This window comes from Nocardiopsis flavescens (genome assembly GCF_900141985.1).
GTDB lineage: Bacteria > Actinomycetota > Actinomycetes > Streptosporangiales > Streptosporangiaceae > Nocardiopsis > Nocardiopsis flavescens.
Genome location: NZ_FQZK01000010.1, coordinates 147808 through 168757, shown reverse-complemented (window position 1 = coordinate 168757; position 20950 = coordinate 147808). Strand labels below are relative to the sequence as shown.

General features: G+C 72.5%; 16 protein-coding genes. 12 read left to right on the top strand and 4 right to left on the bottom strand.

Annotation, left to right across the window (positions count from 1 at the left end):
* Positions 1-56 precede the first annotated feature (56 nt).
* The 4 genes from BUE45_RS17575 to BUE45_RS17560 all read left to right on the top strand — a co-directional run bounded on the left by BUE45_RS17575 (position 57) and on the right by BUE45_RS17560 (position 3994).
* Entirely contained in the window at positions 57-539 is a 483-nt protein-coding gene (locus BUE45_RS17575; RefSeq protein ID WP_143173395.1) for a hypothetical protein, read from the top strand.
* A 271-nt stretch (positions 540-810) separates the two neighbouring features.
* On the top strand, positions 811-2097 hold the full coding sequence (locus BUE45_RS17570; protein WP_073380426.1) for a sugar ABC transporter substrate-binding protein: 1287 nt from the start codon (positions 811-813) through the stop codon (positions 2095-2097).
* A 125-nt stretch (positions 2098-2222) separates the two neighbouring features.
* Complete coding sequence (locus tag BUE45_RS17565; protein ID WP_073380508.1) at positions 2223-3101, top strand: carbohydrate ABC transporter permease; 879 nt, start codon at positions 2223-2225, stop codon at positions 3099-3101.
* 152 nt (positions 3102-3253) lie between these two features.
* The gene (locus BUE45_RS17560; RefSeq protein WP_394328522.1) at positions 3254-3994 is read left to right on the top strand and encodes a carbohydrate ABC transporter permease; all 741 of its coding nucleotides are present in this window, start codon (positions 3254-3256) and stop codon (positions 3992-3994) included.
* Positions 3995-4062: 68 nt separating this feature from the next.
* Here the strand turns inward: BUE45_RS17560 and BUE45_RS17555 are convergent, their stop codons facing one another.
* Positions 4063-5640, bottom strand: coding sequence for a long-chain-fatty-acid--CoA ligase (locus BUE45_RS17555; protein ID WP_073380425.1), 1578 nt, complete (start codon positions 5638-5640; stop codon positions 4063-4065).
* A 406-nt stretch (positions 5641-6046) separates the two neighbouring features.
* Between BUE45_RS17555 and leuS the strand changes: the two genes are divergently transcribed.
* From leuS to BUE45_RS17540, 3 genes are all read left to right on the top strand, one after another.
* Positions 6047-8542 (top strand): leucine--tRNA ligase, encoded by a 2496-nt coding sequence (gene leuS / locus BUE45_RS17550; protein WP_073380424.1) that lies wholly within the window; start codon positions 6047-6049, stop codon positions 8540-8542.
* Between the two features lie 79 nt (positions 8543-8621).
* On the top strand, positions 8622-9209 hold the full coding sequence (locus BUE45_RS17545) for a hypothetical protein (protein ID WP_073380423.1): 588 nt from the start codon (positions 8622-8624) through the stop codon (positions 9207-9209).
* Between the two features lie 26 nt (positions 9210-9235).
* Positions 9236-9868 carry a hypothetical protein gene (locus BUE45_RS17540; protein WP_084737449.1) on the top strand — a complete coding sequence of 211 codons (633 nt, stop codon included), beginning with the start codon at positions 9236-9238 and terminating at the stop codon, positions 9866-9868.
* Between the two features lie 430 nt (positions 9869-10298).
* Here BUE45_RS17540 and BUE45_RS17535 read toward each other — a convergent pair whose 3' ends face one another.
* Both BUE45_RS17535 and lexA read right to left on the bottom strand, forming a co-directional pair.
* Positions 10299-11369 carry an alpha/beta hydrolase family protein gene (locus BUE45_RS17535; protein ID WP_073380421.1) on the bottom strand — a complete coding sequence of 357 codons (1071 nt, stop codon included), beginning with the start codon at positions 11367-11369 and terminating at the stop codon, positions 10299-10301.
* 168 nt (positions 11370-11537) lie between these two features.
* Positions 11538-12263, bottom strand: a complete 726-nt coding sequence (gene lexA, locus BUE45_RS17530) for a transcriptional repressor LexA (protein WP_073380420.1) — start codon at positions 12261-12263, stop codon at positions 11538-11540.
* 544 nt (positions 12264-12807) lie between these two features.
* On the opposite strand from lexA, the gene nrdR reads away from it, so the two are divergent.
* The 5 genes from nrdR to BUE45_RS17505 all read left to right on the top strand — a co-directional run bounded on the left by nrdR (position 12808) and on the right by BUE45_RS17505 (position 20510).
* Positions 12808-13296: a transcriptional regulator NrdR gene (gene nrdR, locus BUE45_RS17525; RefSeq protein WP_073380419.1), complete on the top strand. Its 489-nt coding sequence runs from the start codon at positions 12808-12810 to the stop codon at positions 13294-13296.
* A gap of 91 nt (positions 13297-13387) precedes the next feature.
* On the top strand, positions 13388-18535 hold the full coding sequence (locus BUE45_RS17520; protein ID WP_073380418.1) for an LAGLIDADG family homing endonuclease: 5148 nt from the start codon (positions 13388-13390) through the stop codon (positions 18533-18535).
* Positions 18536-18953: 418 nt separating this feature from the next.
* The gene (locus BUE45_RS17515; protein ID WP_245833317.1) at positions 18954-19319 is read left to right on the top strand and encodes a hypothetical protein; all 366 of its coding nucleotides are present in this window, start codon (positions 18954-18956) and stop codon (positions 19317-19319) included.
* Positions 19301-19735, top strand: coding sequence for a type II toxin-antitoxin system VapC family toxin (locus tag BUE45_RS17510; protein ID WP_073380417.1), 435 nt, complete (start codon positions 19301-19303; stop codon positions 19733-19735). Before BUE45_RS17515 ends, BUE45_RS17510 begins: the two co-directional genes overlap by 19 nt.
* A gap of 346 nt (positions 19736-20081) precedes the next feature.
* A complete protein-coding gene (locus tag BUE45_RS17505; protein ID WP_073380416.1) occupies positions 20082-20510 on the top strand; it encodes a CBS domain-containing protein in 429 nt (142 codons plus the stop codon).
* Between the two features lie 16 nt (positions 20511-20526).
* On the opposite strand, the gene BUE45_RS17500 is transcribed toward BUE45_RS17505, so the two are convergent.
* The gene (locus tag BUE45_RS17500; RefSeq protein WP_073380415.1) at positions 20527-20823 is read right to left on the bottom strand and encodes a hypothetical protein; all 297 of its coding nucleotides are present in this window, start codon (positions 20821-20823) and stop codon (positions 20527-20529) included.
* Between the last annotated feature and the right edge of the window lie 127 nt (positions 20824-20950).

Here is a 20950-nt window from a genome sequence, read left to right as displayed (position 1 = left end):
TCCGCGCCCCGTCCGGGGCCGCGGCACGGCATCATGGACGCAAGACCGTACGAGGAGTGCCCGTGACCGAGAACGCCGAGGGGCAAGGCCCCCTCGTCCCGGACCAGCCGGACCACGTCAAGCGCACCGCGATCGACCTGATCGCGGCCTACGCCGACCGCAACCGGGACGAACTGGAGCGGGTGATCCCGCGGGCCGCAGACGACGCCGAGGCGGTGCGGTCCGAGCTCAAGGTCGTCTCCGCGTTCCTGGGCCGCCGGGTCCAGGGCACCGGGGTGGTCTGGAAGCCCGCCGACTCCCGGGAGGCCGTGGCCCGCACGGTCGCGGAGATGCTCCCGCCGGAGCTGGAGTTCGCCGTCTCCACCGCCTGGGAGGCGCACTCCGTGGGGGAGGAGGAGGCCGCCGAGCGCTTCACCCGCGGCGACCCCATGGTCTACGTCCACATGCTCGCCGCCTTCTCCGCCGCCATCGGCCTGGCCGTGTACAAGCGGACCGAGCTGATCTCCACCCTGCGCCAGGTCACCGGCCTGTCCGAGTGAGGCCGCGCGAGGGTGCCCGCGGACCCCGCGGGACGGGGGCGGGGGGCCGCGGGGTGCGCGCCCCGGAAAGGGGCGCGCCGCGCCACCACCGGTGCCGCGCCCTCCCCGTGGTCCCGGGAACCCCTGCGGCCACGGGGTTCCGGTCCCGCGCGGCCGCGCCCCCTAACAGCTCAGACACAAAGTGCAGTGGTTTACTTCACTCCGCGGCGTTCTTTACGTAGGTTTCCTACCAACCCCGAGGGGACCCACGAAAGGAACGGGAGGCGAGCCGATGGCCCGCAGACGAATCCGCAAGCACGTTCCGCTCCCCGCAGCCGCGCTGGCCCTGACCCTGGCGGCGACCGCCTGCTCGGGAGGGGGCGGAGGCGGCGGCGGAGGCACCGACGGCCTCACCGTCTGGATCATGCAGGGCACCAACCCCGACGAGTCCGGGTTCTTCGAGGAGGTCAACGCGGCCTTCACCGAGGAGACGGGCATCGACGTCGAGGTCGAGTTCGTCCCCTGGGACGGCGCCCAGGACAAGATCTCCACCGCCATCGCCGGCGGGACCACGCCCGACGTCATCGAACTCGGCAACACCTTCGTCCCCGGCTTCGCCGACGCCGGGGCCCTGCACGACCTCTCCGCGTACGACGTCGACACCTCGCTCTACGTCTCCGGCCTCATGGACATGGGCGCCGTGGCCGAGGGCGTCTACGGCGTCCCGTGGTACGCCTCCATCCGCTCCATGGTCTACCGCACCGACGTGTTCGAGGAGCACGACCTGGAGGTGCCCCGGACCTGGGACGAGCTCCGCGAGACCGCCCTGGAGGTCAAGGAGGCCGAGCCGGACATGGTCGCCCTCCCGGTGCCGGGCGACGCCCAGTACTCCGTGATGCCGTGGATCTGGGGCGGGGGCGGCGAGATCGCCGTCCAGGAGGACGACGGAACGTGGGTGTCCGGGGTGGACTCCCCCGAGGCGCGCGAGGGCATCGAGTTCTTCACCGGCCTGTCCACGCAGGACGGCACCTCCACCACCGGCGCCGTCAACTGGAACGAGATCGACATCATGGAGGCGTTCTCCGACGGCGACGCCGCCATCGCCCTGCTGGGCAGCGCCAACCCCAAGGCCATCCTGGAGAACAACCCCGACCTGGAGGGCAGCCTCGGCTCCTTCCCGATCCCGGGGGCGGACGCCGACACCTACACGCCGTCCTTCGCGGGGGGCTCCCTCCTGTCGGTGTTCGAGGGCACCGGCAACGAGGAGGCCGCCTGGAGCTACGTGGAGCACCTCACCGCCGAGGACAACATGATGCTCTGGGCCGAGCAGACCGGCTTCTTCCCCGGCCTGACCGCGAGCGTCGACACGTTCACCGACTCCGCCGACCCCGTCCTGGAGGCCTACGCCGTCCAGCTCAACGAGGCGAGCCGGGGCGTGCCCACCGCGCCCGCCTGGAGCCAGGTCGAGGCGGAGAAGGTCCTGGTCGGCATGCAGCAGGCCATCCTCAACGGCACCTCGGTGGACGAGGCCACCACGCAGGCCGCCGAAGACATCGAGCGCATCCTCAACGGGGGTTGACACACGTGGGAACACCGGTCGGGCAGGTCACCGGAGGCGCGGAACCGGGGCTCCGGGCGTCGACCGGCCCGCCCGGCCGGGGGCGGCCCGGACCCGCCCTCGGCCTCAGGCGGCGCCGCGCGCTCCTGCCCTGGGCGCTCCTGGCCCCCGCCCTGGCGGTCATCGCCGCCCTGCTCCTCTTCCCCCTGGCACGGATCGTCTGGCTGTCCTTCCGCGAGTACCGCCTGCGCAACCTCGTGTCGGGGGAGTCGGACTTCATCGGTCCGGCCAACTACGTCACCCTGTTCACGGACTCCTACCTGTGGCGGGTCGCCCTGCCCAACACCGTGGGGTTCGCCGTGGTCGCGGTCGTCTCCACCGTGGTGCTGGGCACCCTCGTGGCGCTGCTGCTGGCCCGGCTGCGCCCCGTCACCCGGGTCGTCGTGGTCTCCTGCATCATGGTCGCCTGGGCCATGCCCGCCGTCAGCGGCACCTACGTGTGGCTGTGGATCTTCGACGTCGACGACGGCATCGTCGCCCAGGCCCTCCAGGGCCTGGGGTTCCTGGGGCCCGAGGGGTACAACTGGTTCGCCGACCGGCTGTTCTTCTACGCCGTCGTCGTCCTCAACGTGGTCCACGGCGGGTTCCCGTTCGTCGCCGTCACCGTCCTGGCCGGGCTGCTCACCGTGCCCCGCGAACTGCACGAGGCCGCCCTGCTGGACGGCGCCGGAGCCTGGAAGCGGTTCTGGCACGTCACCTTCCCGGTCCTGCGCCCGGTGTTCGCCGTCGTCACCATCCTGTCCACCATCTGGGACTTCAAGGTGTTCGCCCAGGTCTACCTGATGCCCGGCGGCGGGGTCGGCGGCTCGGAGATGCTCAACCTGGGCGTGTGGACCTACGTGAGCTCCTTCGGGCAGAGGGACTACGGCATGGGCTCGGCCATCGCCGTGCTCCTCACCCTGCTCCTGCTGGCGGTCACCGCGGTCTACCTGCGGGCCCTGTTCCGAGAGGACGAACTGCGTTGAGCGCCCCCGCCGACACCGCGGCCGCCGCCGACTGGGAGAGCCGGGTCCGCAGGGCCCGCCGGCGCGGAGGGGCGGTGCGCCTGACCCGGCTCGCCGGACGCGCCGCCGGGGTGACCGCGATCCTGCTCTTCACCCTGTTCCCGGTCTACTTCATGCTCACCAGCGCGTTCTCCGACCGGATGACCTCCACGGTCGGAACGCTGCTGCCCAGCCAGCCCACCCTGGACAACTTCGTCCACGTCCTGACCGAGGGCGACTTCGGGACGTACATGCTCAACTCGCTGGCGGTCGCCTGCATCACCGTCGCCGGGGCGTGCGTGCTGTCCCTGCTGGCCGCCGTGGCCGTGGCGCGCTTCCGGTTCCGGTTCCGCACCTCGGTCCTGATGCTGATCCTCATCGTCCAGATGGTCCCCCTGGAGGCGCTGGTCATCCCGCTCTTCCTCCAGGTCCGCGACCTCCAGCTGCTCAACACCGTGCTGGGCCTGGGCATCGTCTACATCGCCCTGTCGCTGCCGCTGGCCGTGTGGATGATGCGCGGGTTCGTGGCCGCCGTCCCCAAGGAGGTCGAGGAGGCCGCCTACATCGACGGCGCCTCCTGGCCGGTGATGTTCTGGAAGGTGCTCTTCCCGCTGGTCGCGCCCGGCCTGGTGGCGACCGCGATCTTCTCGTTCATCATCGCCTGGAACGAGTTCGTGCTGGCGCTGACGTTCATGCAGCAGAGCGACAAGTACACCGTCGCGGTGGGCCTGCGCCAGTTCTTCGGCGAGTACGCCAACGAGTGGGGGCACGTCATGGCCGCCTCCACCCTCATCACGCTGCCGGTCATGGTCTTCTTCGTGATCGTGCAGCGCTGGCTGGCCTCGGGGCTGGTACAGGGCGCCGTCAAGGGCTGACCGCGCCCCGGGCGGGGACGGCGCAGCGGCGCGGGGGGCGGGACCCGCCCCCCGCGCCGCCCGCGGCGTCAGCCGCGCAGCTCGCGCTTGAGGATCTTGCCGGTGGCGGTCATCGGCAGGCCCTCGCGGAACTCGATCTCCCGCGGGTACTTGTACGCCGCCAGGCGCTCCCGGGACCACTCCGCCAGCTCCTCCGCGGTCAGCGAGGAACCCTCCTTGAGGATCACGAACGCCTTGACCTCCTCGCCGTGGGTGTCGTGGGGGACCCCGACGACCGCCGCGAGGCTGACGGCCTCGTGCCCCATCAGGACCTCCTCCACCTCCCGCGGGTACACGTTGTACCCGCCGCGGATGATCATGTCCTTGGAGCGGTCGATGATGAAGTAGAAGCCCTCGTCGTCGCGGCGGGCGATGTCGCCGGTGCGGAACCAGCCGTCCCTCATCACCTCGGCGTTGACCTCGGGCCTGTCGTGGTACCCCTTCATCACCAGGTGGCCGCGGACGGCGATCTCGCCGACCGGCTCCTCGTCTGCGGCCCCGACGACCTCGTTCCACTCCGGGTCGATCAGCTTCATCTCCACGCCCCACACCGGCTTGCCGATGGACCCGGTCTTGGCCTGGACCGCGGGGTTGTTGAACGACGCCACCGGGGAGGTCTCGGACAGGCCGTACCCCTCCTTGATGCCGACGCCGAAGGTGTCCTCGAAGTCCCGGGCGAGCTGGGCGGGCAGCGCGGCGCCGCCGGACACGGCGTCGACGATGTTGTCCGCGATCGCCTTGACGTCGTACCGCTCCTCCCCGGCGGAGCGCACCGCGTTGAGCAGGCCCCAGTACATGGTGGGCACGCCCGCGAAGCCGGTGACGCCCTCCCGCTCCATGAGGCGCAGCGCCTCGCCGCCCTCGAAGCGCGGCATGAGCACCAGTGTCGCGTGCCGGTACAGGGCCGCGTTGAGCATGACGGTCTGGCCGAAGATGTGGAACAGCGGCAGGACCACCAGCGCCACGTCGCGGCCGTCCGGGTGCGGGTTGACCAGGCTGGAGGAGACGACCGCGTTCATCATGAGGTTGTTGTGGCTCAGCTCGGCGCCCTTGGGCTTGCCGGTGGTGCCGCTGGTGTAGATGATGACCGCGGTGTCGTCCGGCCCCGCCTGCACGGTCTCGAACGTGCCGGGCTGCCCCTCCAGGGCCTTCCACAGCGTCTCGGCGCCCTCGATGGCGGACTCGGTCGCCCCGGGGGAGGCGGGCAGGTCGATGTAGGTCTCGCAGGTGTCCACCTGCCCGAACGCCTCGAAGGAGCGCTCGCCCAGCGGCAGCTCCGGCGTCCCGGTGAACGCGAGGAGCGCCCGGGCCCCGGAGTCCTCCAGGTGGTAGGCGATCTCACGCGGGGTGAGCAGCACGTTGAGCGGGACGACCACCGCTCCCGCCTTGAGCGCGCCGAAGTACACGAACGGGAAGTACGGCAGGTTCGGGCTGGCCAGCGCCACCCGGTCGCCGGGCCGGATCCCCCGGGAGACCAGGAGGTTGGCCACCTGGTTGGCGATCATGTCGGTGACCGCGTAGTTCAGGCGCAGGTCGCCGAAGACCAGGCAGTCCTTCTCCGGAACGGCGCGGGCGCCGTCCTCCAGGACCACGGACAGGTTGAACATGGGGGCCTCCCGCAGGCGGATGTGTCCGGGCGGGCTGAGGCGCCCGGAGACGACGAAAGAGGCGCATCCGGATGTGACCCGGATCGCGTGTTCTGCGCCACTTTTACGGAAGAGTAACAAACCGGACAGTCGGTGTGGAGGGGTCAGAGACCCGTAATATCACGCAATATCCGGTGACAATGGGTGACGGGCGAGGTGAGGGGTTCACGGGGGACGGCCGGCCGCGGAGGCGCGGTCCGGACGTTCCCGAGGCCGCGCGGAGCCCTGTCCACAGGCCGGGAGACCTGGCCGCGGCCCGGCCCGCCAGCCGATAACCTGAGGGAAAAGCACAAGGCCCATTGCGGGACACGGGCTCCACCCCGGAACGCAGTGTGCGGATCCGACCGGACCGAGGGAACAAGCAGCGATGACAGCGGTAGACGGCGACCAGACGACGGGCGACACCTACGACGCCCGCGCCCTCCAGGACAAGTGGCAGGCGCGCTGGGCCGCCGAGCTCCCGTTCCAGGCCGACACCGACCCCGGCGACACCCGGCCCCGCAGCTACATCGTGGACATGTTCGCCTACCCCTCCGGCGACCTGCACATGGGCCACGCCGAGGCCTACGCCATCGGCGACGTCATCGGCCGCTACCGCTTCCAGCGCGGCGACAACGTCCTGCACCCCGTCGGCTGGGACTCCTTCGGCCTGCCCGCCGAGAACGCGGCCATCAAGAACAACTCGCACCCCGCCGAGTGGACCTACGCCAACATCGAGACCCAGGCGGCGTCCTTCCGCCGCTACGGCATCGCCGTCGACTGGTCCCGGCGCCTCCACACCAGCGACCCCGAGTACTACAAGTGGAACCAGTGGCTGTTCACCCGGTTCTTCGAGCGCGGGCTGGCCTACCGCAAGGACGGCCAGGTCAACTGGTGCCCCAAGGACCAGACCGTGCTCGCCAACGAGCAGGTCGTCCAGGGGCGCTGCGAGCGGTGCGGCACCGATGTCGTGCGCCGCAGCCTCAACCAGTGGTACTTCAAGATCACCGACTACGCGCAGCGCCTGCTGGACGACATGGACCAGCTGGAGGGCGGCAACTGGCCCGACGAGATCCTGGCCATGCAGCGCAACTGGATCGGCCGCTCCACCGGCGCCGACGTCGACTTCGCCATCGAGGGGCGCGACGAGCCGGTCACCGTCTTCACCACCCGGCCCGACACCCTGTACGGCGCCACCTTCTTCGTGGTGGCCGCCGACGCCGACCTCGCCGACGAGCTGTGCGCCCCCGAGCGGCGCGAGGCGTTCGAGGCCTACCGCTCCGACGTCGCCAAGCTGTCCGACATCGAGCGCCAGACCACCGAGCGGCCCAAGACCGGCGTCTTCCTGGGCCGCCACGCCGTCAACCCGGTCAACGGCGAGCGCATGCCCGTCTGGGCCGCCGACTACGTCCTGGCCGACTACGGCCACGGCGCCATCATGGCCGTCCCCGCCCACGACCAGCGCGACCTCGACTTCGCCCTGGCCTTCGACCTGCCCGTGCGCGTCGTCGTCGAGACCGGGGAGGCCGACCCCGCCGAGACTGGCACCGCCACCGCCGGCGAGGGCACCCTGCGCGATTCCGGCCCCCTGGACGGCCTGGGCAAGACCGAGGCCGTCCAGCGCATCATCGGCGTCCTGGAGGAGCGCGGCACCGGCAGGGGCACGATCAACTACCGCCTGCGCGACTGGCTGCTGTCCCGCCAGCGCTACTGGGGCACGCCCATCCCGATCGTCCACTGCCCCGCCTGCGGCCAGGTGCCCGTCCCCGACGAGCAGCTGCCCGTCACCCTGCCCGAGCTCAAGGGCGCCGAACTGGCCCCCAAGGGCGTGTCCCCGCTGGCCTCCGCCACCGACTGGGTCAACGTCGACTGCCCCGCCTGCGGCGGCCCCGCCCAGCGCGACACCGACACCATGGACACCTTCGTGGACTCGTCCTGGTACTTCCTGCGGTACATCTCGCCCGGCCTGGACACCGCGCCCTTCGACACCGCCGCGGTCAACGAGTGGGGGCCCGTCGACCACTACATCGGCGGCAAGGAGCACGCGACCCTGCACCTGATGTACGCGCGCTTCTTCACCAAGGTCCTGCACGACATGGGCATGGTGTCCTTCACCGAGCCCTTCCGCCGCCTCACCAACCAGGGCCAGGTCATCAACCAGGGCCGGGCCATGTCCAAGTCCCTGGGCAACGGCGTCGACCTGGGCAGGGAGATCGACGCCTACGGTGTCGACGCGGTCCGGCTGACCATGCTCTTCGCCAGCCCGCCCGAGGAGGACGTCGACTGGGCCGACGTGTCCGTCGTCGCCGCCCAGAAGTTCCTCAACCGCGCCTACCGGGTGATGAACGAGGCCGGGGCCGCCTCGAAGCCGGGCGCCGACCCGGCCGCCGGGGACGCCGACCTGCGCCGGGCCACCCACCACGCCATCGACCAGGTCACCAACCTGATCGAGTCCAAGCGGTTCAACGTGGCCATCGCCCGTGTCATGGAGCTGGTCTCCGCCGCCCGCAAGGCCATCGACTCGGGCCCCGGCGCCGCCGACCCGGCGGTGCGCGAGGCCGCCGAGTTCGTGGCGGTCTCCCTCTCCCTGTTCGCGCCCTACGTGGCCGAGGAGGGCTGGGAGCGCCTGGGGCACACCGGCACCGTGGCCGTCGGCAACTGGCCCGACGCCGACCCCGCCCTGCTCGTCCAGGAGACGGTGACCTGCGTCGTGCAGGTGCAGAGCAAGGTCCGTGACAAGCTGTCCGTTGCGCCCGACATCGACCCGGCGGAACTGGAACGGCTCGCGCTGGCGTCAGAGAAGGCGCAGGGCTTCATCGGCGACAAGCAGATCCGCAAGGTGATCGTGCGGGCGCCGAAACTGGTGAACATCGTCGTCGGCTGACCACCGGGACGGCGGCCGCGACCCGCGGCCGCCGTCCCGGCACGGTCGACCGGCGACCGGACAGGGAGGCGGTGACCGGTTGGGTCCCCTCGCACGGGCGGGTGTGATCGCGGTGGGCGCGGTGGTGGTGTCCGCGGCGGCGATCGGCGGCGGCCTGTGGGCCGCCCGGGACGACCCGGACCGACCCCACCCCGGGGACGTCCACACCGCCGCGCCCGGCTGCGGCGACCTCGGCGAGCTGATCGACGAGCACCTGCCCGGCGCCGTCAACGACCTCGCCGGGACGGGGCCGCTCACCGGCGGCGAGAGCACCGTGTGCCGCTGGACCTCCGCCGGGACCTCCGACACCTCCCGCCAGGGCGTCCTGCGGGTCGAGTACTCCGCGCTGTTCACCGACCCCACCGCCGAGGAGCCCGTCGCCGGCGAGGACCGGGCCCGCCGGGCCGGTGCCGCACTCGCCCCCGCCGCCGCGGAGACCGTGGACCTGGCCGCCGGGGAGGGGCTGGTGTGGAGCGGCGGATCCGGCGGCACCGAACTCGCCTTCCCCGCCGACAACCTCCTGGTCCGGATCTCCTACACGGCCGTCACCGGTGGCGAGCCCGTCTCCCCCGACGAGGGCCGGGCCACCGCCGTCGCCTTCGCCGAGCGGATCGGGGCCGAGCTGTGACGCCTCCGGGCCACCCGCCCGAGACCGTGCCCTCCAGCCAGCCGCAGAGCCGCGGCTGCGCCACCGCCGCCGTGATCGGTGCCGCCGTCCTGCTGCTGTCCGCCGCGGGCGGCGCCGCCTGGTACGTGCTCACCCGTGAGAACCCCGAGACCGGGGTGTACGACGCCGCGCCGGCCTGCGAGGTCGGTGAGACCGAGGCCCTGGACGCCCGGGTGCCCGAGCGCGAACTCACCCTGGAGGAGTCCGTCGGCGGTGCCGCGGACCCCTTCGGCCAGGGCCGGCAGTGCCGCTGGGCCACCCCCGGAGGCGAGGGGGAGTCCGTCCCGGCCACCGCCACCCTCGTCATGGTGGCCGCGCCCAACCCGGGCGGGGTGGTCACCGCGCAGGAGAACTTCCAGGCGACCACCTCCGCTCAGAACGCCTTCCCGGTCGACGACCTGGGAGACCAGGCCGTGGCCTGGATCGACGCCGGCGGCTACACCACGGCCTGCGTGGCCGTGCGGGTGTCCAACCTGTACCTGGAGAGCTGCCACTCGGCCGCGGCCGGGTACGACGGGCGCGTCCCCGCCGACGAGGAGCGCGTCACGGCCGGTGCCGAGGAGATCGCCCGCGCCACCGTGGACGCCCTGCCCGAGGAGATCACCCGCGAGGAGGACTGACCGCGAGGGTGCGCGGTGGCCTCTCCGACGGGTCCGGCTCACGGACCGACCGACACCGGAAGGTCGTCCTTCACGGGATTCGTCGGCCTGCACGGGGAGGCCGCCACTCGGCCGGACGGGCGACCGTGACCTCGGAGGAGCTTGGTCGAAAAGCCCCGCCACGGTCTTGTCCGCCCGCCCGGCCGGCTGCGTCCCCGCCCCGCGGCTATGCTGCGCCCCTGCCGTGTGCCCGCCCCGTGCCCGGCCGGTGTCCGTGACGGCCGCTCCGGCCGTGTGCCGGGGCGGGGGGCGGACGTGCCCGGCCGGCCTGCGCCCCTGCCGGTCCGGCGGGTCGCGCGGGGCCGGCTCCCCGGGTTCACGGACCGGTTCCACCACGGGCGGGCCGGGGGGCCGACGGCTCCCGCGGGTGCCGCGGGGCACGGCGGGGGCCTCACCAGGCGGTGTCGACGAACTCCGCCAGCGCCGGGGCGATCTCCGGTGCGAAGGGCCGCTCCGCGTCCAGCACCGTGGCCCCCGGCCGGTCCTCGTAGCGGCGGAAGACGTGGTCGGTCTCGGGCAGGTCCAGCCGCTCGGCGGAGGGCAGCGCGGTCATCAGCCGGTCCACCTCCTCGCGGGTGATCTGCGCGTCGGCCTCGCCCCACAGCACCAGCACCGGGGTGTCCGCGGGCAGCTCCCCGGCCAGCTCCACCGGGTCCATGGCGTCCATCCGCGCCAGGAACGGCGCGTTCTGCCGGGAGTACAGGGAGCCGACCATGTCGGAGAGGTCGTCGGGCACCGCCCGGCCGCCGCGCACGGCGGCCCGCCCCGCGCGGGCGTCGGAGAGCATCGTCACCGCCTCGGTCTCGGGGAGCCCGCCCGCAGCCTCGGCGGCGCGCACCTGCTCGGTGAGCTGGCGGTCCAGCACGTCCAGGTAGCGGTCGCCCACCGGTGCGGCCAGTACCAGCGCCGGGGCGGCGTCCACCAGCGCGTGGGAGCGCAGCGCGTACAGCGACCCCTCGCTGTGCCCCACCACCGCCGTGCGGGACGGGTCGACCTCGCTCCGGTCCACCAGCGCCTCGTAGGCCGCCGCCAGCTGGGCGTCGAACACGTCCGGGTCCACGGGCTCGTCGGGGTCGAGGTCCCCGAGGCCGGTCTCGCCGCTGCCGAGCTTGTCGTAGCGCAGCGAGGCCACCCCGGCCTCGGCCAGGACACGCGCGAAGTTGAGGTTGGTGTCCGCGTTCGGGCGCATCTCGCCGTTGCCGTCCCGGTCGGTGGGACCGCTGCCCGAGACGATCAGCGCCCCCGGCACCGGACCGGACACCCCCTCCGGAAGCGTGAGGGTGGCGAACACCTCCGTGCCGTCCACGGTGAAGCTCAGCTCCTGCTCGGACCCCGCCACCCCGGGCAGGGGAGCGGTGTCCTCCTCCTGCGGAGCGCAGGCGGAGGTCAGCAGCAGGGCGGTGGCCGCGGCCACCGCCGCGGCGCGCCCGCGGACACGCGGGGACGAGAGGGAAGAGAACACCCGTTCACCCTAGGGCAGTACGGGGGGACCGTGTCCGGCGGCGGTCCCCGACCGGCCGTCACCGGCGGCACCCGGGCGGTCGCCGGCCCGCGTCGCGTGCGCTCCTTTCCGGGGCACCCGGCACCCGCCCCCGGTGCGGGGGAGGGCCGGGACGGGGGACGGTCCGGGTCAGACCCGGCGCATCACGGTGACGACCTTGCCCAGGATGGTGGCGGCGTCGCCGTTGATCGGCTCGTAGGCGTCGTTGCGGGGCATCAGCCACACGTGCCCGTCGTCGGTGCGGCGCAGCACCTTGACCGTGGCCTCCTCGTCCAGCAGCGCGGCGACGATGTCACCGTTCTCGGCGTCCGGCTGCTGGCGGACCACCACCATGTCCCCGTCGGTGATGGCGGCGTCGGTCATCGAGTCCCCGACCACGGTGAGCATGAACAGCCGGCCCTCGCCGACGAGCTGCCGGGGCAGGGACAGCACCTCCTCCACCGACTCCTCGGCCAGGATGGGACCGCCCGCGGCGATCCGGCCCACCAGGGGCACCCGGGCTGCGCGGGCCGGGTCCAGGTCCTCGGCGGGAGCCAGCGCGCGCACCCCGGGACGCCCCGGCTGGCGCAGCTCGACGGCCCGCGGCCGGTTCTGGTCGCGGTAGAGGTAGCCCTTGCGCTGGAGGACCTTGAGCTGGTGCGCGACGCTGGAGGGGCTGGACAGCCCGACCGCCTCGCCGATCTCCCTTATCGACGGCGGATAGCCGCGCTCGCGCAGGTACCGCTGAATGCAGTTGAGAACGCTCTGCTGGCGTGCGGTGAGCTTGGGCGCCTCCTCGGGCGCACCCGTATCGCCCGCGGGCGAGAGAACGGTGGTGGTTCCGGAATCCAGGGGTACGGGATTCTCCTCCGGCACGGCCGGCCTCCTCGGCATAGGTTCGGTCAGGGCCTGCTCGCACGACTGGCCACCACCCTTCGGCGACCGCTCCGGCCCCTGGGTCCACGTGATGGCGAAACCGGCGTTGAATCAAGGCCCAACGTTAGTCGTTGCGCACGGTGATATCAAACAAGCGTTCGAGACCTGTGGACAATTGCCCGAGGGCTTTTCCCGCGGCGATTTTCCGGCCTCACTTACGTGTGTACACGTGTTCACGTCGCGTCGCCTCCCGAATGGTCGAAGATCTGCTTCCCGGCTCCAGAACGGGGGATGCGGGGCTCACCTGTCCGCCGCAAGGTGCCGACCGAAAACCCCGAGTCGCGCCGGGGAAGGGGGTTCGCGGCGATATCCTGGGCGGCGTCCGCGGAGGTGACACGCGGGGTCCGCGAAAGTTGCGGTCCCTCCTTTCCTCCGACTAGGTTCGACCACAACATCTGGTGTCGACTTCGCAGGAGTCGGTCCAGGGATTGTGGTTTGGTAGACTCAGGGTTGTCCGTTCGGCGAGGGAAGCAGGTGAAGCGGGATGCACTGTCCGTTCTGTCGCCATCCGGACACCCGGGTGATCGACAGCAGGTCCACCGACGACGGGGCCGCCATCCGCCGCCGCCGCACCTGCCCCGCCTGCGAGCGCAGGTTCACCACGCAGGAGACCGTCCTGCTCATGGTGGCCAAGCGCTCCGGCGTCACCGAGCCCTTCAGTAGGGCCAAGATCATCGCCGGCGTCCGACGCGCCTGCCAGGGCCGCCCGGTCTCCGAGGACGCGCTGGCCAAGCTCGGCCAGCAGGTCGAGGAGGAGATCCGCGGCCGCGGCGTCGCCGAGGTCCCGGCCCACGAGATAGGCCTGGCCATCCTGGGCCCGATGCGCGAGCTCGACGAGGTCGCCTACCTGCACTTCGCCAGTGTCTACCGCGGTTTCGAGAGCCTCTCCGACTTCGAGGCCGAGATCGCCGGCCTGCGCCGCGACCGCGAGGCCGAGGCCCGGGCCAGGGAAGGGGCCGACACCACGGCCTGACCGCTCCCCGGGGGCGTCGGAGGGCGGGCGCCCCCGCGCGGCGACTGCGCGCGCGGGCCGTACCCGCGCCCGACCTACGGGGGACTCCGCCATGACGGGAACCACCAGCGGATCGACGGGACGCAAGGGCAAGGGGAGGCGCAAGGGGCTGAAGATCCCGCGGATCTTCACCACCGAAGGCGTCCATCCCTACGACACCCTGGAATGGGAGCGCCGGGACGTCGTCATGACGAACTGGCGCGACGGAACGGTCAACTTCGAACAGCGCGGGGTCGAGTTCCCCGCCACCTGGTCGATGAACGCCACGCAGATCGTCACCGGGAAATACTTCCGCGGTGCGCTCGGCACCCCGCAGCGCGAGTGGAGCCTCAAACAGCTCATCGACCGGGTCGTCGGCGTCTATACCCGCACCGGCCGCGAACACGGCTACTTCGCCGCCGAGGCCGACGCCGAGGTCTTCGACCACGAGCTCAAGTACGCGCTCTCCCACCAGCTGTTCAGCTTCAACTCACCCGTCTGGTTCAACGTCGGAACCCCGTCGTCCCAGCAGGTCTCCGCGTGCCAGCCGCACGATGCCCCGGTCAGCACCCCCGCGGGCCTCGTCCCGATCGGGGAGCTCGTCGCCACCGACGCGGTCGGGACCAAGGTCTACGACGCCCACGGGATCACCCGGATCACGGCCACCAAGGCCAACGGGGTCAAACCGGTCCTGCGCCTGCACACCGAGTCGGGCCACACCCTCGACGTCACGGCCGACCACCTCGTCTGGCGCAGCACCGGCGACGCCCCCGACCAGGGACGGTTCGTCCCCGCGGGACGGCTCCGTCCGGGAGACACCCTCCAGTGGCACCGCAGGGACGCCCACGGTGAGTCCGAGATCCTCCCCGCCGACATCGCCGAGGCCGCCCTGGCCGGATGGCTGCGGTCCGACGGGTCCGTCGGCCGTCACCAGGGGACGAACGGGTCGCTGACCGTCGAGGCGACGACGGTCACCCCGGCCGAACTCGCCTGGGTGAGCGCGGCCCTGGACACCGTCTTTCCCGGGGTGCACCGCGAGGAGACCCGGGTCCCCGCCCGTGGCGAGTCCCCGGACCGCCGCCGCACCCGCCTGCACGGGAACGGCCTCGCGGACTTCGCGGAACGCTGGGGGCTGATGTCCCGCGGCACGGACACGACGGTTCCGCCAGGGCTGTTCACCGCCCCGTCGCCGGTCGTCCGTGCCTACCTGCGCAGCATCTTCCAGGCCGAGGGGTACGTCTCCGACCGCGAGCACTCCGCCCTCGTCGGCGTCGACATGACCTCCGGTGAGTTCCTACGCGGGGTACAGCGCCTCCTCCTGCGCTTCGGGATCTTCGCCGGCCTCCGGCGCAAGGAGGAGCCCGGGGGGAACCGCGGGGACCTGTGGTCGCTCGGCATCCGGTCCCTGGGAGACCGGGAGCTCTTCCACACCCTGATCGGGTTCGTCGACGGCCGCAAAGCGGATCTCCTGGAGGCGAGCCTCGACCGGCCCGGCCGTGCCGCCGCCCCCACCGAGCGGCTGACGATCGACCGTGTCGAGGCGCTCGGCGACCGGGAGGTCTACGACATCCAGACCGAGAGCGGCGAGTACCTCTCGGGGAACCTGCGGGTGCACAACTGTTTCATCCTGTCCGTCGACGACACGATGGAGTCGATCCTCGACTGGTACAAGGAGGAGGGGGTCATCTTCAAGGGCGGCTCGGGGGCGGGGGTCAACCTCTCCCGGATCCGCTCCAGCAGGGAGCTGCTCTCCTCCGGCGGGAGCGCCTCGGGGCCGGTGTCGTTCATGCGCGGTGCCGATGCCTCGGCGGGCACCATCAAGTCCGGCGGGGCCACCCGGCGGGCCGCCAAGATGGTGGTGCTCGACGTCGACCACCCCGACATCGGGGAGTTCATCGACACCAAGGCGCACGAGGAGCGCAAGATCCGGGCGCTGCGCGACGCCGGGTTCGACATGGACCTGGGCGGCGCCGACATGGCCAGCGTCCAGTACCAGAACGCCAACAACTCGGTGCGGGTCTCCGACGCGTTCATGCGCGCGGTCGAGAACGGCGAGCGCTTCGGCCTGGTCGCCCGCACCTCCGGCGAGGTCGTCGACGAGGTCGACGCCCGGGCCCTGTTCCGGCGCATGGCCGAGGCCGCCTGGGAGTGCGCCGACCCGGGCGTCCAGTACGACGGCACCATCCAGGACTGGCACACCACCCCCGAATCCGGGCGTATCAGCGCAAGCAACCCGTGTTCCGAGTACCTCCACCTGGACGACTCGTCCTGCAACCTGGCGTCGGTCAACCTGCTCGCGTTCCTGCGCGAGGACGGCACTTTCGACGTGGAGGGGTTCACCCGGCTGACCGAGCTGGTGATCACCGCGATGGACGTCTCGGTCACCTTCGCCGACTTCCCGACCGAGAAGATCGCCGAGGTCACCCGCGCCTACCGCCAGCTCGGCATCGGCTACGCCAACCTCGGCGCCCTGCTCATGGCCACCGGCCACGCCTACGACTCCGAGGGCGGCCGCGCCGTCGCCGCCGCGGTCACCTCGCTGATGACCGGTGTCGCCTACCGGCGCAGCGCCGAGCTGGCGGGCGTGGTGGGCCCCTACGAGGGCTACCGGCGCAACGAGGAGGCGCACACGCGGGTCATGCGCGAGCACGCCGCCGCCAACGACGCCCTGCGCACCGTCGGCACCCTGGAGGAGCCGATCCTCGCCGCCGCCACCCGGGCCTGGGCCGGGTGCCTGGAGACCGGCGAGCGCCACGGCTGGCGCAACGCCCAGGCGAGCCTGCTCGCGCCCACCGGATGCCTGACCGGGGACACCCTTGTCGCCACCGACCGGGGGCTGGCCCGACTGACCGAGCTGGGCGACGTGTACGGACCCCGCTGGCAGGACCTGTCCGCCACCGTGTCCACGGACGAGGGTCCGCGGCGGGCCACGAAGTTCTACGTCAACGGCGAGGAGCCCACCCGGCGCATCGTCACCGAGGGCGGTTACCGGCTCCAGGGAACGCACGCGCACCGGATCAAGGTGGTGGGCGCGGACGGGGCCTGGGAGTGGAAGCGCTTCGCGGACATCTCCGAGGGCGACCTCGTCCCCTTGCAGACGGGCACCCTCGTCGGCGCTCCGCGGAACGTGGCCCTACCGGTCCCGGACCAGGCGTACCACACCGGCGATCGGGGGGTCACCGTTCCCGACGCGGTCGACGAGGAGCTCGCCGAGCTCGTCGGCTACTTCACGGGCGACGGCAGCCTGCGGCCCGAAGGGATCCGGCTCCGCGTCGCCGACACCGACGAGGACGTCGTCGAGCGCCTGGCGGTCCTGGCCAAGGGCTGCTTCGGCCTGGTCCCCGGGGTCACGCGCAGGCGGGGATACCGGGAGGTCGTGCTCTCCTCGGTCCGGCTGGCCCGGTGGTGGAGGGCGGCCGGGTTCGCCGGGGGGCCGCCCGGACAGGACCACACCGGCGAGGGGTGGACGCCGCGGGTGCCCTCGGCGGTCCTGGAGACCAACGACCCCGCCGTGTACGCGGCCTTCCTGCGCGGTCTCTTCGAGGCGGACGGCACGGTGCCCGAAGGGGTGCCGAGCCTGTCCACCCCGCACGACTCCTTCGCCGGGGAGGTGCGCACCCTGCTGCTGTCCCTGGGCATGGCGACCACCACCCGGGCGGCCCGCGGCGGCCCGCACACCGTCCGGCTGCGCGACCTCGACCACGTGCTGCGCTTCGACGAGACCGTCGGTTTCATGGGCGACCGCAAGAACCGGCTCGTGGCGGCTCTGGAACCGGACCGCGCCCCGGGGCGGGACCGGATCGTCCTGCCGCGCACGGTCTGGGAGCACCTGGTCCCGCCGGGGCACCCGCTCCGCGGTGACGTCCTACGGGCTCTGCGCGAGGACGCGGGCGTGCCCCGGCGCCTCGCCTCGCTGGTCCACGCCCAGAGTCCGGACGCCCGTCTGGGCCATGCCCTCGGGTACCTCTTCGAGCGGGTGGCGGCCAACGAGCACGGGGGCGTGCAGCCCACCTACGACCTCTCGGTCCCCGACAACGTCACCTATGTCGCCAACGGGCTCGTCAGCCACAACACCATCGGCTTCATGATGGACTGCGACACGACGGGGATCGAGCCGGACTTCTCGCTGGTCAAGTTCAAGAAGCTGGTCGGCGGCGGGTCCATGCGGATCGTCAACCGCACCGTCTCGCGCGCGCTGGACCACCTGGGGTACCGGCCCGAGCAGGCCGAGGCGATCGTGGCGTACATCGCCGAGAACGGGCACGTGGTCGACGCGCCCGGCCTGCGCGAGGAGCACTACGGGGTGTTCGACTGCGCCATGGGCCGCAGGTTCATCGAGCCCATGGGCCACGTGCGCATGATGGCCTCGGTGCAGCCGTTCCTGTCGGGGGCGATCTCCAAGACCGTGAACGTGCCCGAGAGCGCGTCCGTCGAGGACTTCGAGCACCTCTACTTCCAGGGCTGGAAACTGGGCCTGAAGGCGCTCGCCGTCTACCGGGACAACTGCAAGGTCGGCCAGCCGCTGTCCACGGCGGGCTCGGGGCCGGAGGCGGCGCAGGAACCGCCCCGGCCGGTGCGGCGGCGCCTGCCCAAGAAGCGCCCCAGCGAGACGACCTCGTTCTCGGTGGGGGGAGCCGAGGGGTACATCACCGCGGGCTCCTACCCCGACGACGGGCTGGGGGAGGTGTTCATGAAGCTCGGCAAGCAGGGGTCGACCCTGGCCGGGGTGATGGACGCGTTCTCCATCGCCATCTCCATCGCGCTCCAGTACGGGGTGCCGCTGGAGACGTACGTGGAGAAGTTCACGAACATGCGGTTCGACCCCGCCGGGATGACCGACGACCCCGACATCCGGATGGCCCAGTCGGTGATGGACTACATCTTCCGCCGCCTGGCCCTGGACCACCTGTCCTACGAGGAGCGGGCGGCGCTGGGGGTGCTCTCGGTGGACGAGCGGCGGGCGCAGCTGGCGGGGGAGGACCCGGCCCAGGTCGCCGCGCAGGTGGAGTCCTACGCCCAGTCGGCGCCCACCGGCGCCGACGGGGAGCGGGCGGCGCCGTCCGCTCCGCCGGAGGGAGCGCACTCCACCGCGGAGGTGGTCGAGAGCACGCAGGGCTTCGTCGCCGACGCCCCGCTGTGCGTCACCTGCGGGACCAAGATGCGTCCCGCCGGGAGCTGCTACGTGTGCGAGGGCTGCGGCTCCACCAGCGGCTGCAGCTGACCCCGGGGCGCCCCCGCCGCCGCTCCGGCCGTGGGGGCGCCCGAGGCGCGCACCAGCCCCCGCGCGGGGGCCGTCCGGCGGGGCCGGTCGCCGATCGGCCTGCGGTACGGCCGCGGCCGCCCGTCCGATCCGGTGGTGCGCCGGGCGCGGGTGCACGGGCTCGCCCGTGTGCTCTTCCGGGGCCCTTGCCGGACCGGCGCGCGCCGCCCTCGTGCCGGCGGGGCCGACGGCCCCACCCGCCGTGCGGTCACGGTCGGCGGCGGATTCTCACCGGTGCCGCCGAGGGCTCCGGGTGGTCCCGCGACCCGCACTCCCGCGATGCCCTCTGGCACGGCTGATCACGTCGGGGTGTATCAGGCGATACACCGGGCATGATGTTGCCACCACCGGTAGCATCATCCAGGTGAAGGTCGAACCCATGGAATCCAGAGACGTCGAACGCCTGCTCGCGAGGTACACGGAAACCGGCACGCCGGCGTCGGCTCTGCGCCTCCACCGTGCGATCGAGGCCCTGGGGGCCGAGCGGTCCGAAGACGCCCCCACCGACGGCCCCGGCGGAGGTCGCGCCCGCAAGGTGAGCGTCTCCATGCCCCAGGAGCTGACCGCCGCCGTACGGCAGCGTGTCGGTTCCGGTGAGTTCAGTCGATACGTCACGGAGGCCGTCGCGCGCCGGCTGGAGACCGACCTGTTGGTCGAGCTCGTCGCCCTGTTGGAGGAGGAGTACGGCCCGGTGGACGAGGCCGCGCTGGCAGAGGCGGAGGCGCTGTGGCCGGACACCGACTGAAGGGCGGGGGGACGCTCGTCCTCGACAGTGAGGGCCTGTCCAAGCTCGCCTCCGGTGACCGACCGGCCCGGGCCCACCTCCAGGTCGCGTTGAAACGCGGTGCCACCGTCGTGATCAGCGCCATCACCCTCACCGAGGTCCTGCGGGGCGGCTTTCGCGACACCGAGGTGCACCGGGTCCTGGCCCGCGTCACCGTGGTACCGGTGTCGCCGGAGGCCGCCCGTGCCTCCGGCGAACTCCTCGGGCGGACCGGCCTGTCCGGCCACCGCTGCGCCATCGACGCGGTCGTCGCCCAGAACGCGCTCCGCCAAGAGCGTCCCGTGCTCCTGTTGACCAGCGATCCCGACGACATGCGCCGCCTGGTCGAGGAACCCGACCGCCCCAAACACGAACGGGTCGTGGTGGTCCACATCTGAGTGCCTCACACGGGCCGGGGTGATGTGCGGAGCATCCCCGCGGGACCGGCACGAACGAGCCCCCGAACGCGTGGCGGGCCCGATGCCCGGCGCCGGGCTCCCCGGACGAACACGTCCTGTGCCCGCGTGCCCGGGGATCCCTGGAACCTCGGTCGCTTCTTCGAGGAGGCGCGGGGCCCGCGTCGCGCGACCGAACCGGAACCGCCGCCGGTGCTGTGCGCGTTCGCCCGAGGCGCGCACCAGCCCCCGCGCGGGGGCCGTCCGGCGGGGCGGACACCGGGGGTTGGCGGGGGGAGGGGGCGGGTAGCCCTCACAGCAGCGACCCGGCCGCGGGAAGGTGGCGCCCATGCTGATCGCAGCGATCCTCCGGACGAAGGGGCCCGACGTGGTGCGCGTGCCCCCCGACACGACCGTCGCGCTGCTGCTCAGCGAGCTGGCGCGGCACAACATCGGCGCCGCGGTCGTCGCGGACGGCGACCGGCTGCTGGGCATCGCCTCCGAGCGCGACGTGGTGCGCGGACTGGAGCGGGAGGGCGCCGGCCTGCTGGCCGCGCCGGTCTCCTCGATCATGACCGCCGACGTGGTCACCTGCACCCCGCGCGACAGCGTGGAGGAGGTCGGGGAGACCATGACCCGGCGCCGGTTCCGGCACGTCCCCGTGGTGGAGGACGGCCGGCTGGCGGGCATCGTCAGCATCGGCGACGTCGTCAAGAGCCGGGTGCGGGGCCTGGAGTACGACCGGGCCCAGCTGGAGGCCTACATCCACGGCGGCTGAGGTCCGCCGCGGCCGGTCAGTCGCGCTCGGCGGCGACCGCGAGCGCGGCGGTGGCGGCGGTCACGCCGAGCACCGCGGGCCAGGCGCCGATCCTCTTGGCGAGCGGGTGCGAGAGCCCGAAGGCCCCCACGTACACGCCGGTCAGGGCGAGGGCGGTGCCCAGGCCGGGGCCGCGGCGCCAGGTCTCGAACGCGGCCGCGCCGAACCCGGCCAGCACGGCGCCGCCCAGGGGCCGGTTCCCGGTGGCGCGGGCGACGGAGTAGCCCCCGATGAGGCCGGCGGTGGTCAGGACGGCGCTCGGCACGGCGGCCATGGGCACTCCTCGTGTCTCGGTGCGGGGCGGATCGTGCGACCGACGTTATCGCCCGTCCCGCGGGGGTGCCATCCGGCGCGCTCCGGGCGCCCCGGGATCACCGTACGGCCACGCTCCGGTCCCACCT

Excerpts from the sequence above, each read along its gene's own strand:
- BUE45_RS17570 (WP_073380426.1), top strand. The coding sequence starts at position 811 with ATGGCCCGCAGACGAATCCGCAAGCACGTTCCGCTCCCCGCAGCCGCG.
- BUE45_RS17560 (WP_394328522.1), top strand. The coding sequence starts at position 3,254 with ATGCTCACCAGCGCGTTCTCCGACCGGATGACCTCCACGGTCGGAACG.
- BUE45_RS17555 (WP_073380425.1), bottom strand. The coding sequence starts at position 5,640 with ATGTTCAACCTGTCCGTGGTCCTGGAGGACGGCGCCCGCGCCGTTCCG.
- leuS (WP_073380424.1), top strand. The coding sequence starts at position 6,047 with ATGACAGCGGTAGACGGCGACCAGACGACGGGCGACACCTACGACGCC.
- nrdR (WP_073380419.1), top strand. The coding sequence starts at position 12,808 with ATGCACTGTCCGTTCTGTCGCCATCCGGACACCCGGGTGATCGACAGC.
- BUE45_RS17520 (WP_073380418.1), top strand. The coding sequence starts at position 13,388 with ATGACGGGAACCACCAGCGGATCGACGGGACGCAAGGGCAAGGGGAGG.
- BUE45_RS17515 (WP_245833317.1), top strand. The coding sequence starts at position 18,954 with ATGGAATCCAGAGACGTCGAACGCCTGCTCGCGAGGTACACGGAAACC.
- BUE45_RS17505 (WP_073380416.1), top strand. The coding sequence starts at position 20,082 with ATGCTGATCGCAGCGATCCTCCGGACGAAGGGGCCCGACGTGGTGCGC.
- BUE45_RS17500 (WP_073380415.1), bottom strand. The coding sequence starts at position 20,823 with ATGGCCGCCGTGCCGAGCGCCGTCCTGACCACCGCCGGCCTCATCGGG.